At 59.5% G+C, this 13542-nt stretch carries 9 protein-coding genes; 3 read left to right on the top strand and 6 right to left on the bottom strand.

All coding sequences use genetic code 11. The annotated features are described in order from the left end of the window. Window positions 1–521: 521 nt before the first annotated feature. From ntrC to glnA, 5 genes are all read right to left on the bottom strand, one after another. Window positions 522–1958, bottom strand: a complete 1437-nt coding sequence (gene ntrC, locus HV782_RS02745) for a nitrogen regulation protein NR(I) (protein WP_123470660.1) — start codon at window positions 1956–1958, stop codon at window positions 522–524. After that, on the bottom strand, window positions 1955–3040 hold the full coding sequence (glnL, locus tag HV782_RS02750; protein WP_007909240.1) for a nitrogen regulation protein NR(II): 1086 nt from the start codon (window positions 3038–3040) through the stop codon (window positions 1955–1957). Before glnL ends, ntrC begins: the two co-directional genes overlap by 4 nt. A 231-nt stretch (window positions 3041–3271) precedes the next feature. After that, window positions 3272–3889 (bottom strand): DUF4124 domain-containing protein, encoded by a 618-nt coding sequence (locus HV782_RS02755; protein ID WP_186748503.1) that lies wholly within the window; start codon window positions 3887–3889, stop codon window positions 3272–3274. Next, window positions 3886–4398 (bottom strand): DUF4124 domain-containing protein, encoded by a 513-nt coding sequence (locus tag HV782_RS02760; protein WP_128616284.1) that lies wholly within the window; start codon window positions 4396–4398, stop codon window positions 3886–3888. The genes HV782_RS02755 and HV782_RS02760 overlap by 4 nt, the downstream gene beginning before the upstream one ends. 284 nt (window positions 4399–4682) lie before the next feature. Beyond that, on the bottom strand, window positions 4683–6089 hold the full coding sequence (glnA, locus tag HV782_RS02765) for a glutamate--ammonia ligase (RefSeq protein WP_007961736.1): 1407 nt from the start codon (window positions 6087–6089) through the stop codon (window positions 4683–4685). A 328-nt stretch (window positions 6090–6417) separates the two neighbouring features. Here glnA and thiI point away from each other — a divergent pair, with 328 nt between their 5' ends. Continuing rightward, on the top strand, window positions 6418–7872 hold the full coding sequence (gene thiI, locus HV782_RS02770; RefSeq protein ID WP_128616286.1) for a tRNA uracil 4-sulfurtransferase ThiI: 1455 nt from the start codon (window positions 6418–6420) through the stop codon (window positions 7870–7872). Window positions 7873–8011: 139 nt separating this feature from the next. Then, on the top strand, window positions 8012–9832 hold the full coding sequence (typA, locus tag HV782_RS02775; protein WP_003220792.1) for a translational GTPase TypA: 1821 nt from the start codon (window positions 8012–8014) through the stop codon (window positions 9830–9832). Window positions 9833–10267: 435 nt separating this feature from the next. Here typA and HV782_RS02780 read toward each other — a convergent pair whose 3' ends face one another. Then, the gene (locus tag HV782_RS02780) at window positions 10268–10705 is read right to left on the bottom strand and encodes a YkgJ family cysteine cluster protein (RefSeq protein ID WP_007961740.1); all 438 of its coding nucleotides are present in this window, start codon (window positions 10703–10705) and stop codon (window positions 10268–10270) included. 260 nt (window positions 10706–10965) lie between these two features. Here HV782_RS02780 and HV782_RS02785 point away from each other — a divergent pair, with 260 nt between their 5' ends. Then, window positions 10966–13416, top strand: a complete 2451-nt coding sequence (locus HV782_RS02785) for a glycogen/starch/alpha-glucan phosphorylase (RefSeq protein ID WP_123470669.1) — start codon at window positions 10966–10968, stop codon at window positions 13414–13416. Window positions 13417–13542 lie beyond the last annotated feature (126 nt).

A 13542-nucleotide genomic window follows, 5' to 3' on the forward strand; every position in this document is an offset into this window, starting at 1 on the left:
TGCCAGGTTTTCATTTTTTCAAACTAAAGCAGTTTTCAGAAACCCGAAAGCCCCGTAATCCGGGGCTTTCGTGATTTTAAAATTCAAGTTTTGCGGTGATTCCAGGGGCGGTTTTTTACTGAGGGCTGTGCGCAATCGCGGGTCAACGTGCATTGTGGTGGTGCACGAAAGCCCCTCACCCTAACCCTCTCCCAGAGGGAGAGGGGACTGAACGAGGGATGTCGAAGAGATACGCCGAGGTGAAATTGCTTTGCCGAATCCAAAGTCGACCCAATGCGTCAGGTCGATGGACAGTGCATGACCGACTCGGTCGGCCCTTCTCCCAGAGGGAGAGGGGACTGACCGAGGGATGTCGAAGAGATACGCCGAGGTGAAATTGCTTTGCCGAATCCAAAGTCGACTCAACACGTCAGGTCGATGGACAGTGCATGACCGACTCGGTCGGCCCCCTCTCCCATTGGGAGAGGGCTGGGGTGAGGGGCTGGATGGCGAATGCGAAGAAGGTTTTAGCGAACGGCGCCTTAACCCTCATCCCCCTCCTCATCATCGCCACCATCAACCTTCATCCCCAATTCCTTGATCTTGCGCGTCAGGGTGTTGCGACCCCAACCGAGTAATACCGCCGCATCACGACGCCGACCGGCTGTGTGCTTGAGCGCAGTCTCGATCATGATCCGCTCAAACGCCGGTACCGCGCTGTCGAGCAAACTCGACTGGCCACGGGCCAAGGCCTGATCGGCCCACTGGCGCAGCGCCTGCTCCCAGTTGGTCACCGGCGCCGAATCCTGCGGCAGGCTCAGCAACTCTGGCGGCAGATCGCTGATATGCACTTCGCGCCCGGAGGCCATTACGGTGATCCAGCGGCACGTGTTCTCCAGCTGCCGAACGTTGCCCGGCCACGGCAGGTTTTTCAGGTATTCCTCGGTCTCGCTTTTCAACAGCTTCGGCTCGACCGCCAATTCTTGCGCGGCGCGGCTGAGGAAATGCTTGGCCAGGGTCGGAATGTCTTCACGACGATCCGACAGGCGCGGGATGTGGATGCGGATCACGTTGAGGCGGTGGAACAAGTCCTCGCGGAATTTCCCGGCGTGTACCAGGGTTTCCAGATTCTGGTGCGTCGCGGCGATGATCCGCACATCGACTTTGACCGGCACGTGCCCGCCAACGCGATAGAACTCGCCGTCCGCGAGAACCCGTAACAGACGCGTCTGGGTATCGGCGGGCATGTCGCCGATTTCATCGAGGAACAGCGTCCCGCCGTCAGCCTGTTCGAAGCGGCCGCGACGCAGGTTGGCCGCGCCGGTGAACGCGCCTTTTTCGTGGCCGAACAGCTCGGACTCCATCAGGTCCTTGGGGATCGCCGCCATGTTCAGTGCGATGAACGGCGAGGCCGCGCGCGGGCTGTGGCGGTGCAGGGCGTGGGCCACCAGTTCTTTACCGGTGCCGGATTCGCCGTTGATCAGCACGGTGATGTTGGAGTGGCTCAAGCGGCCGATGGCGCGAAACACTTCCTGCATCGCCGGCGCTTCGCCGATGATTTCCGGGGTGCGGGTCAGCGCGGGCACGACTTCCAGGCCTTGTTGTTCCTGCGCGTGCTGGTTGGCGCGTTTGACCAGCGATACCGCTTCATCCACGTCGAACGGCTTGGGCAGGTATTCGAATGCGCCGCCCTGATAGGAGGCGACGGCGCTGTCCAGGTCGGAGTGAGCGGTCATGATGATGACCGGCAACCGTGGGTGTTGTTCGCGAATCCGTGCGAGCAGGTCGAGGCCGCTGGCGCCGGGCATGCGGATGTCGGAAATGATCACGTCAGGTTGCTGGCGGGCCAGGCGACTCATCACGCCATCGGCGCTGTCGAAGCTCTGGGTGGTCATGCCTTCCTGCTGCAAGGCCTTTTCCAGAACCCAACGGATAGAACGGTCGTCATCGACGATCCACACAGTTTCACTACGGCTCATGTCGATGTGGCTCCTTGTTCCAGTGGCAGAAAGATCGAGAACGTGGTGTGGCCTGGATGGCTGTCACACTCGATCAGGCCCTGGTGCTGGCTGATGATGTTCTGGGTAATGGCCAGGCCCAGTCCGGTACCGTCCGGACGACCGCTGACCATGGGAAAGAAAATGGTTTCCTGAAGTTCCGCCGGGATCCCCGGGCCGTTGTCGATGATCTCGATCTTGGTCACCAGACGATGGCGGACGTGGCCGATGGTGAACTGGCGCATCGTTCGCGTGCGCAGGCTGATGCGGCCCAGGCGCAGCTCGTTCTGGCTGCTGATCGCCTGCATGGCGTTGCGCACGATGTTCAGCACGGCCTGAATCATTTGCTCGCGGTCGATCAACACGTCGGGAATGCTCGGGTCGTAATCGCGCACCAGCGTGATGCAGCCCTGACTTTCCGCCTCGACCAATTGGCAGACACGCTCCAGCACTTCGTGGACGTTGCACATGGCCAGCGACGGCAGCTTGTTCGAGCCGAGCATGCGATCAACCAGATTGCGCAGGCGGTCGGCCTCTTCAATGATCACGTTGGTGTAGTCGCGCAGACTGTCTTCCGGCAGTTCGCGGGCCAGCAACTGCGCCGCGCCACGAATGCCGCCGAGGGGATTCTTGATCTCATGGGCGAGGCCGCGCACCAGCATCTTGCTGGTTTCCTGTTTGGACAGTTGCGCCTCTTCCTTGGTGATCCGCAGCAGCCGGTCACGCGGGTGCACTTCCAGCAGAAGCATGGTTGCACCGTTGCTGAGGATTGGCGTCACCGCGTAGTCCACGGTCAGGGTCTGGCCGGTGAGGGCGGTGAGCATGGCTTCGCGTTTGGTGAACGGGTGCGCCTGCTCCACCGCCTGGCGCAGCGAGTTGAGCGCTTCGGTGGACTCGGTGAACAGCTCGCTGATGAACTGCCCATGGCTGCGCTGGCCGCTGATGGCCAGCAGCATTTCCGCCGCCGGGTTCATGTATTCGAGGCGCAATTCGGCGTCGAGCAGAATGGTGGCGGTGGTCAGGTTGTCGAGCAGCAAACGGTGGATTGCGTCGCTAATAGTCATCGGAGCCTCTTTTGGGGGCGGAGCGTGCGCAAGAAGCAGGCGTCGTTAAACGGAAAATGCAAAAACCAAACCAAGGCTCCGAAAAGAAGCGTTCAACCCCTGAAACGGGCGTTTGACGCTCGTTTGCGTGGCGCCATTGCGGCTGGAACGGGAAGTTTCGAACCAAAATGGGTTGGAATGTGGGTACGGTGCAGTCTATTGCACCAATATAGTGCGCAAAGCTGAACGGCGTTAGAAGAAACGCAGGAAGGGGTTTTTCGGCTCGGGCGGTTTGTCTTTCAGCGGACATTCCGGGCGTACGCCGTAGTCTTCGCTGACGCAGGGTTTGACCTGACGTTTCTGCGCCAGCGAGATGCGCAGCATGTGGAACGACTGGTTGGCGGTGCGTTCGACGATACGGCCCTGTTCATCAAGGATTTCCACCGACAAGTGGTGGCTGCCACGGTCGATGTTACTCAACGGGAACACCGGGCTCAGGCCTGGCTCGCCAGTGGCCTGGCCGTCGAGCAGCAGGCGGTAGCGATGGCCCTGCTGCAGGCCCGGTTCGCTGGTGACGCTGACGATCACCTCGCCCGCGCTGCTGCGAATGGTCGCGTCCGGCTCGGGGATCAGGATGCGCAGCATGTCGTAGTGGAACAGCGGTGGTTCCGGGGATTTTTGTGTCGCGCGCAGCGGCGCATCCGCCGTGGGATTAGCCGACATGCGGTTGCTGGTCGCGATGGGCACACGCTTGGCGTTGCCACGCGGCTGGTCGGTGTAGACGCGATTGCCCTGGGCATCGACATAGGTGAAGACCTCGGCGTGAACGGGCAGAGCGAACAGGCACAGGATCAGCCAGAAAATCCTCATGGCGTGTGCACCCGCTGCACGGTGAACGTCACCGCCGGGCTCTGCTGGATGATCGCTTCGCCGTCGATCACTTGCACCGCGAGACGATGCTCCCCGCGATCAATATTCACCAGTTGCAGGATCGGCACGTTGCTCGACTGGCCGTAAGGCGCGTCGTCCAATACCAGCCTGAGTTGGTGCGGCGACTGCAGGCGCGGCTTGATCAGCACGTTGACGGTGAAGGTGCCGTTGTTGGCGCGCAGGGCTTCTTCGGTAGGCAGGCCGGTCAGCTCCAGCACTGCATAAGCGTTGCGGGCCGCTGGGCGATTGTCCGTGCTGGCGGGCGCCGGGGCGCGCGGTACCTGTGGTTCGACGCTGTTGAGCGGCGGCAGCTCCACTGGCTGCGCCTGTACGCCGTCCGGCGAGTGATCGCTGTACACCGTGTGGCCGTTGGCGTCGGTGTACTTGTAGATCTGCGCGGCGGCGGGCAGGGCGATCAGCAGCAGGATGTAGAGAAAGGTGCGACCCATGAAATCGACCGGGAAAGAAAGCGATGGGGTGCAGCATAGGCGAGGTGCGGCGGTTGGCCCAACCCGAGACAGATCCGGAAATCATTCGGACGCCAAAATCTCCCGTAGGAGTGAGCCTGCTCGCGATGACGTTGTATCCGTCACTCTCACTTGCAATGACCCACCGCTATCGCGAGCAGGCTCACTCCTGCAGGAATATGGGGCGGCCATAAAATCCGGGCGATAAAAAAGGCCTCCCGAAGGAGGCCTCTTTTTGTCACGCCGCTTAGCGCGGCGCTACCGGATCAGCAGCTGTAGTACAGCTCATATTCCAGTGGGTGTACGAAGGTACGAACCTTGATTTCTTCTTCGGATTTCAGCGCGATGTAAGCGTCGATGAAGTCGTCGGAGAACACGCCGCCCTTGGTCAGGAACGCACGGCCCTTGTCCAGCTCTTCCAGGGCTTCTTTCAGGCTGCCGCAAACTTGTGGGATCTCTTTCGCCTCTTCAGGCGGCAGGTCGTACAGGTTTTTGTCAGCGGCATCGCCTGGGTGGATCTTGTTCTGGATACCGTCCAGGCCGGCCATCAGCAGAGCTGCGAATGCCAGGTACGGGTTGGCAGCCGGATCCGGGAAGCGTGCTTCGATACGACGGCCGCGTGGGCTGTTGACGTAAGGAATACGGATCGAGGCGGAACGGTTGCGAGCCGAGTAGGCCAGCATTACCGGGGCTTCGAAACCTGGCACCAGACGCTTGTAGGAGTTGGTGGCCGGGTTGGTGAAGCCGTTCAGCGCTTTACCGTGCTTGATGATACCGCCGATGAAGTACAGGGCGGTTTCGGACAGGCCGGCATAGCCTTCGCCAGCGAAGGTGTTCTTGCCGTCTTTGGCGATGGACATGTGGACGTGCATGCCCGAGCCGTTGTCGCCGTACAGTGGCTTCGGCATGAAGGTCGCGGTGCGGCCGTAAGCGTCGGCAACGTTGTGTACAACGTATTTCAGAGTCTGAACTTCGTCAGCTTTCTTCACCAGGGTGTTGAACTTGACACCAATTTCGTTCTGACCGGCAGTCGCCACTTCGTGGTGGTGAACTTCAACGGTCTGGCCCATCTCTTCCAGTGCGTTGCACATGGCAGTACGGATTTCGTGGTCGTGGTCGAACGGCGGAACCGGGAAGTAGCCACCTTTGACGCCAGGACGGTGACCTTTGTTGCCGCCTTCGATGTCCTGGTCGGACATCCACGAACCTTGTTCGGAGTAGATCTTGAACATCGAGCCGGAGATGTCCGACTTGAACTTCACTTCGTCGAAGATGAAGAATTCCGGTTCTGGACCGGCGAAGACGGTGTCACCGATACCGGTGGTCTTCAGGTATTCCTCGGCGCGGTGAGCAATGGCGCGCGGGTCACGATCGTAACCTTGCATGGTCGACGGTTCGATGATGTCGCACACCAGGATCAGGGTGGCGTCTTCGGTGAACGGGTCGAGCACGGCAGTGTCGTCGTCCGGCAGCAGGATCATGTCGGAGGCTTCGATGCCTTTCCAGCCAGCGATGGAGGAACCGTCGAACATCTTGCCGACTTCGAAGAAGTCGTCTTCCAGCGCATCGCGAGCCGGCATGGTCACGTGGTGCTGAGTGCCTTTGGTGTCCGTGAAGCGCAGATCAATCCACTTGACGTCATGATCTTTGATGAGTTGAACCGACTTCGACATAGTGTCCTCCGGGTGGCTTAGGGCTTGGTAGTGGATGCCCTTAATATGGGTGATGCCGGCGCAGATACTCTGCCAAGGCAACCTGCCTCACAAGGGAGCAAATTGCATGCCAGTGCCCCAGCATGGGTTTTTTGCCCCAAATTCACGCTTCTAATGGAGCAAATCGCCAGAAAGGCGAAAATCTCGCCCCTTAATGTAGCGCTCGATTCTGAAAATGACCTGTTTTGGTGCGCGCAAAACCTTCTGCACATTAACTGGTTAAACCTTGAGCAATTTCCGCTATAATCCGCGCCCCCCTTTTTCGGCTGGCCCTGCGCGCGCTGTTTTCATGAAACTAATCGTAAAAGTCTTCCCCGAGATCACCATCAAGAGTCGACCTGTCCGGACGAAATTTATCCGCCAGTTGGCCAAAAACATCCGCGCCGTGCTCCGCGATCTGGACCCGGCTGTGGTGGTGAACGGTGTGTGGGACAACCTCGAGCTGGAAACCCGCGTAGCCGACGCCAAAGCCCAGAAAGAGATGGTCGAGCGTCTGAGCTGCATGCCGGGCATTGCCCACCTGTTGCAGATCGACGAGTACCCGCTGGGCGACTTCGACGACATCACCGAAAAGTGCAAACAGCACTACGGTGATGCACTGGCCGGGAAGATTTTTTCGGTGCGCTGCAAGCGCGCGGGCAAGCACACGTTCAGCTCGATGGACGTCGAAAAATACGTCGGCAGCAAGCTGCGCCGTGAGTGCGGTGCTGCCGGTATCGACCTGAAAGCGCCACAAATCGAAGTGCGCATCGAAGTTCGCGACAAACGGTTGTTCGTCATCCACAGCCAGCACAACGGCATCGGCGGTTACCCGCTCGGCGCGTTGGAGCAGACGCTGGTATTGATGTCCGGCGGCTTTGACTCGACCGTTGCCGCCTACCAGATCATGCGCCGTGGCCTGATGGCGCACTTCTGCTTCTTTAACCTGGGCGGTCGTGCCCACGAATTGGGCGTGATGGAAGTCGCGCATTTCATCTGGAAGAAGTACGGCAGCTCGCAACGCGTGCTATTTGTCAGTGTTCCGTTCGAAGAAGTGTTGGGCGAAATTCTCGGCAAAGTCGATAACAGTCATATGGGCGTCGTATTGAAGCGTATGATGTTGCGCGCGTCCTCCGCCATTGCCGACCGCCTGCACATTGATGCCCTGGTGACCGGCGAAGCGATCTCCCAGGTGTCGAGCCAGACGCTGCCGAACCTGTCGGTGATCGACTGCGTGACCGATAAGCTGGTCCTGCGTCCGCTGATCGTGGCGCACAAGCAGGACATCATCGACACGGCCAACGAGATCGGCACCGCCGATTTCGCCCGGCACATGCCGGAGTACTGCGGGGTCATTTCGGTCAATCCGAAGACAGCCGCCAAACGCGGTCGTGTTGAGCACGAAGAGAAAGAATTCGACATGGCGGTGCTCGAGCGTGCGCTCGAAAACGCCAAACTGGTGCCGATCGATCGGGTAATCGACGAATTGGGCCAGGACGTACAGATTGAAGAAGTCAGCGAAGCACTGGCCGGTCAGATCGTCATCGACATCCGTCACCCGGATGCCGCCGAGGATGAGCCGCTGGAAATCGCTGGCGTAGAAGTACAGACGATGCCGTTCTACGCAGTGAACGCTCGTTTCAAGGAGCTGGATCCGACTCGCCAGTACCTGCTGTATTGCGACAAAGGCGTGATGAGTCGCCTGCATGCTCACCATTTGCTCAGTGAGGGGCATGCCAATGTGCGCGTTTATCGACCGAGCTAAGTGCCCGGGGCTGTTTGCCTGTGGCCTGCGTCACCGGCCCCCCGACACCGCCGTCAAGCTGTAACGGCCATGCCGGACACTACTGTTAATCGCTGCCAAGACTTGTCAGCAAACCGAATCCTCTGATCGAGATACACAAGTGATCGAAAATCTACGTAACATCGCCATCATTGCCCACGTTGACCATGGTAAGACCACCCTGGTAGACAAACTCCTGCGTCAATCCGGCACCCTGGAGCGCAACGAGCTCAACGACGAGCGCGTGATGGACTCCAACGACCAGGAAAAAGAGCGCGGTATTACCATTCTGGCGAAAAACACCGCCATCAACTGGAACGGCTACCACATCAACATCGTGGACACCCCGGGCCACGCCGACTTCGGCGGCGAAGTTGAACGCGTAATGTCGATGGTTGACTCCGTTCTGCTGCTGGTTGACGCTCAAGACGGCCCTATGCCGCAAACCCGTTTCGTGACCAAGAAGGCGTTCGAAGCCGGCCTGCGTCCAATCGTGGTAATCAACAAGGTTGACCGTCCAGGCGCGCGTCCGGACTGGGTTCTGGACCAGATCTTCGACCTGTTCGACAACCTCGGTGCGACCGAAGAACAACTGGACTTCCAGGTGGTTTACGCCTCGGCCCTGAACGGCATTGCCGGTCTGGATCACACCGCCATGGCTGAAGACATGACTCCGCTGTACCAAGCGGTCGTCGACCACGTTCCGCCTCCGGCCGTTGACCGTGACGGTCCGTTCCAGATGCAGATCTCCGCACTGGACTACAACAGCTTCCTGGGTGTTATCGGTGTTGGCCGTATCGCTCGTGGTCGCGTCAAGCCGAACACCCCGGTTGTCGCTATCAGCGCCGACGGCAAGCGCCGCAACGGTCGTATCCTGAAGCTGATGGGTCACCACGGTCTGCACCGCATTGACGTTGAAGAAGCAGCGGCCGGCGACATCGTCTGCATCAGCGGCTTCGACGAGCTGTTCATCTCCGACACTCTGTGCGATATCAACACCGTCGAGGCGATGAAGCCACTGACCGTTGACGAGCCAACCGTTTCCATGACCTTCCAGGTAAACGACTCGCCATTCTGCGGTAAAGAAGGCAAGTTCGTGACCTCCCGTAACATCAAGGATCGTCTGGACAAAGAGCTGCTGTACAACGTTGCACTGCGCGTTGAAGAAGGCGACTCGGCTGACAAGTTCAAGGTTTCCGGCCGTGGTGAGCTGCACCTCTCGGTACTGATCGAAACCATGCGTCGCGAAGGCTTCGAGCTGGCCCTGGGCCGTCCTGAAGTGATCATCCGTGAAGTTGACGGCGTGAAGCAGGAACCGTTCGAAAACGTAACCATCGACATCCCTGAAGAATCGCAGGGCAAGGTCATGGAAGAGATGGGTCTGCGTAAGGGTGACCTGAGCAACATGGTGCCGGATGGCAAGGGCCGTGTTCGTCTGGAATACAACATCCCTGCTCGCGGTCTGATCGGTTTCCGTAACCAGTTCCTGACCCTGACCAACGGTGCTGGCATCCTGACCTCGATCTTCGACCGTTACGCTCCAGTGAAGTCGGGCCACATGTCCGGCCGTCAGAACGGCGTTCTGGTTTCGGTTGAAACCGGCAAGGCACTGACCTACTCGCTGGAAACCCTGCAGGCTCGTGGCAAGCTGTTCGTAGAACACGGCCAGGAGATCTACAACGGTCAGATCGTTGGTCAGAACAGCCGCGACAACGACCTGGGTGTAAACCCAACCAAAGGCAAGAAGCTCGACAACATGCGTGCTTCGGGTAAAGACGAAACCATCGCTCTGGTACCACCTGTTCGTTTCACCCTGGAACAGGCTCTGGAATACATCCAGGAAGACGAGCTGTGCGAAGTCACGCCTAAGTCCATCCGTCTTCGCAAGAAGATCCTGGACGAAAGCGAGCGTACCCGCGCTGCCAAGAAAGCCAAGGCGTAATTTAGCCCTGGAATAAAAAACGCCCCCGGTCGCGAGACCGGGGGCGTTTTTGTTTGTCTGGGGGAAGTGCAGATGGGGCCTTGAAGATCAAAAGCCCCTCACCCTAGCCCTCTCCCGGAGGGAGAGGGAACCGAACTGGGGGATATTCATGAGATGCATCGACTTGGAAGAATTCTGCTGAATCCATAAACGATGTGGTCGGGCTTTGTCGAATCGACAATCGACTGGGTGTTTCAGGTCGATGTATTGCGCCAGACACCTCGGTTGGCCCCCTCTCCCTCCGGGAGAGGGGATTGAATTTGGGATGCTTGAGAAGTACGCCGACCTGAAAATGCTGTGATGAATCCATAATCGACTGGATTTTTCACGTATAGCGCCAGACACCTCGGTTGGCCCCCTCTCCCTCCGGGAGAGGGCTGGGGTGAGGGTTGGCTTTTAGAACTTCTCGATCGACCGCGAATTCTGCACCCGCTCGACTTCTTTCGGCTTGTACGCGCAATACCCCGGACGCGGGCCGATTTTCGGGTGGTTGCGGCAGGTGTCCGGGCGCTTGTCATAAATGGTGCACAGGCGGCTCTTACGATCCAGGTAGTAGCAATCGTTGTTGCTCATGCGCTGCAGGGTGAAGATCCCTGACTTCTGGTTGAAGCGCTCGACCAGCCCTTCCTTTTGCAGACGCTTGGCGATGTTCTTCGGTGGATCGCCCAGCTCGAACTCGTCGACCACGCCGATGCGCACCAGGTCCTTGATCTTGACCTCGACCGGCAGCGTGCAGCAGCTGGAGACACAAGAGCCGCACATCGGGGCCGAATATTTGGCCCACGTATCGAGACGGTCGATCTCGGCGGCGGCAATCAGGTTGGGCTTCATCATCGGGAGTTACCAGGCGTGTATGCATCAGGGCGCGCGATCATACCGGGACTGGTGGATTTTTGAACAACCTTTCGCCAGATTTTTTCTACAGACAGGCCGGCGGCCGGACAATTCGGCACAACCCCTGCATTCATTAGCCCACTCGCCAAGGTTATGTCGGGCTATCTCACCGTCTTCGGAAATACTGCAGAACCTGCGCCTCTACCGTCGGTCAGACCGTCTAGGCTCAGACAATTCCCCGCTCGCTCGAGGTCCTATCGATGACTCAAGAACCACTAGTTCGCGAAGCAGAGGTGGCCGCATTCCGCGACGCCGTCCTGACCAAGCTCACCTATGCAGTGGGCAAAGACCCGGATCACGCCTTTGACCATGACTGGTTCGAGGCCATTGCCCTGGCGGCCCGCGACCACATGGTCGAACACTGGATGGACCACACCCGGCAGATTTACCGCAAAGGCCAGAAGCGGGTGTATTACCTCTCGCTGGAATTTCTCATCGGCCGTTTGCTCTACGACAGCCTGAGCAACCTCGGTCTGCTCGATGTCGCCCGTGAAGCGCTGACTGAGCTCGGTGTCGATCTGGAGCGGATTCGCCTGCTTGAGCCGGATGCGGCACTCGGCAACGGCGGCCTCGGCCGGCTGGCGGCGTGCTTCATGGAAAGCATGTCGACCCTCGGCATCGCCGGGCATGGCTACGGGATTCGCTATGAACACGGCTTGTTCCGTCAGGCCATCGTCGATGGCTGGCAGCAGGAGCAGACCGAACACTGGCTGGATTTCGGCAACCCGTGGGAGTTCGAGCGTCCGGAAGTGGTGTACAGCATCGGCTTCGGCGGCAGCGTCGAAACCGTCACCGATGCCAGCGGCAAGACCAGGCAGGTCTGGTCGCCAGCGGAAACGGTACGCGCGATTGCCTACGACACACCGGTGGTCGGCTGGCGCGGGGCGAGCGTCAATACCCTGCGCCTGTGGCGCGCACGCGCCATGGAAGACCTGCACCTGGAGCGCTTCAACGCCGGTGACCACTTGGGGGCGGTTGCTGAAGTCGCCCGGGCTGAAAGTATCTCCCGCGTGCTCTACCCGGCGGACAGCACCGAAGCGGGGCAGGAGCTGCGCCTGCGTCAGGAGTACTTCTTTGTCGCCGCCTCCCTGCAGGACTTGCTGCGTCGTCATCGCAACATGCACACCTCGGTGCTGACCCTGGGCGATCACGCAGCGATTCAGCTCAACGACACGCACCCCTCGATTGCTGTCGCCGAACTGATGCGCCAACTGGTCGATGTCTACGACGTGGCCTGGGATGCGGCATGGCAAGTCACCGTCGACACGCTGTCGTACACCAACCACACGCTGCTGCCGGAAGCGCTGGAAACCTGGCCGGTCGGCCTTATGGAGCGGATGCTGCCGCGGCACATGCAGATCATCTACCTGATCAATGCCCAGCACATCGACTCGCTGCGAGCCAAGGGCATTCACGATTTCGACGTGCTGCGCGCAGTGTCGCTGATCGAAGAGGACAACGGTCGCCGGGTGCGCATGGGCAACCTCGCGTTCCTTGGTTCGCACAGCGTCAACGGCGTGTCCGGGTTGCACACGCAGTTGATGCGCAAGACCGTATTCGCCGAACTGCACAAGCTTTATCCAGAGCGGATCAACAACAAAACCAACGGCATCACCTTCCGCCGCTGGTTGTTCCAGGCCAACTCCGAGCTGACCTCGATGTTGGTCGACGCACTCGGTCCGGAGGTTCTCGATAATCCCGAAGAGCGCCTGCTCGACCTCGAACCGTTCGCCGAGAAAACCGCGTTCCGCAAAGCCTTCGCCGAGCAACGCCTGCACAGCAAGAAAGCCTTGGCCTATCTGATTCACGAGCGGTTGGGCATCGCGGTCAATCCGGCAGCGATGTTCGACGTGCAGGTCAAACGGATCCACGAATACAAGCGCCAGTTGCTCAACCTGATGCACACCGTGGCGCTGTATCAAGCGATTCGTGCCGAGCCCGAAGTCGATTGGGTGCCGCGGGTGAAGATCTTCGCCGGCAAGGCGGCCGCGAGTTATCACCAGGCCAAATTGATCATCAAGCTGACCAACGACATCGCCCGTGTCGTCAACAATGACCCGACGGTGCGCGGCTTGCTGAAAGTGGTGTTTTTGCCCAACTACAACGTCAGCCTGGCCGAGAGCATCATTCCGGCGGCGGACTTGTCCGAGCAGATTTCCACGGCCGGTTTCGAAGCGTCGGGCACCAGCAACATGAAGTTCGGCCTCAACGGCGCGCTGACCATTGGCACCCTCGACGGCGCCAACGTGGAAATGTGCGAACGCATCGGTGCCGAGCACATGTTCATCTTCGGCCTCAGTGCGCAGCAGGTTGAAGCGCGCAAACAGAACCACGAGTTCAGTGCGGCGCCGGACATTGCCGCGTCGCATCGTTTGAGCGACGTGCTGCAGGCGATCCGCAGCGGCGTGTTCTCGCCGGATGACACCTCACGCTACACCGGGCTGATCGACTCGCTGGTGGACTACGACCGCTTCCTGGTCTGTGCCGACTTCGATTCCTACTGGGAAGCGCAGAAACGCGTTGAAGCGCACTGGCATGACAGCAACAACTGGTGGCGTTCGGCGGTGCTCAACACCGCGCGGATGGGCTGGTTCTCTTCCGACCGGACGATTCGCGAGTACGCCACGGATATCTGGAAAGCGCTGGAGTAACTTTTCACCCGGCTCGATATAATCGGCGCGCCGGAAAAGATCGCAGCCTTCGGCAGCTCCTGCACAGGTGTTCACATAACCCTGCAGGCGCTGCCGAAGGCTGCGATCTTTTTGGATCAGGCTGCG

The sequence above is a fragment of the Pseudomonas monsensis genome (assembly GCF_014268495.2).
In the GTDB taxonomy this organism is placed as follows: domain Bacteria; phylum Pseudomonadota; class Gammaproteobacteria; order Pseudomonadales; family Pseudomonadaceae; genus Aquipseudomonas; species Aquipseudomonas monsensis.

Coding starts and splice junctions, on each gene's coding strand:
- HV782_RS02780 (WP_007961740.1), bottom strand. CDS start 10,705: ATGATGAAGCCCAACCTGATTGCCGCCGCCGAGATCGACCGTCTCGAT.
- glnA (WP_007961736.1), bottom strand. CDS start 6,089: ATGTCGAAGTCGGTTCAACTCATCAAAGATCATGACGTCAAGTGGATT.
- HV782_RS02785 (WP_123470669.1), top strand. CDS start 10,966: ATGACTCAAGAACCACTAGTTCGCGAAGCAGAGGTGGCCGCATTCCGC.
- ntrC (WP_123470660.1), bottom strand. CDS start 1,958: ATGAGCCGTAGTGAAACTGTGTGGATCGTCGATGACGACCGTTCTATC.
- HV782_RS02755 (WP_186748503.1), bottom strand. CDS start 3,889: ATGAGGATTTTCTGGCTGATCCTGTGCCTGTTCGCTCTGCCCGTTCAC.
- HV782_RS02760 (WP_128616284.1), bottom strand. CDS start 4,398: ATGGGTCGCACCTTTCTCTACATCCTGCTGCTGATCGCCCTGCCCGCC.
- glnL (WP_007909240.1), bottom strand. CDS start 3,040: ATGACTATTAGCGACGCAATCCACCGTTTGCTGCTCGACAACCTGACC.
- thiI (WP_128616286.1), top strand. CDS start 6,418: ATGAAACTAATCGTAAAAGTCTTCCCCGAGATCACCATCAAGAGTCGA.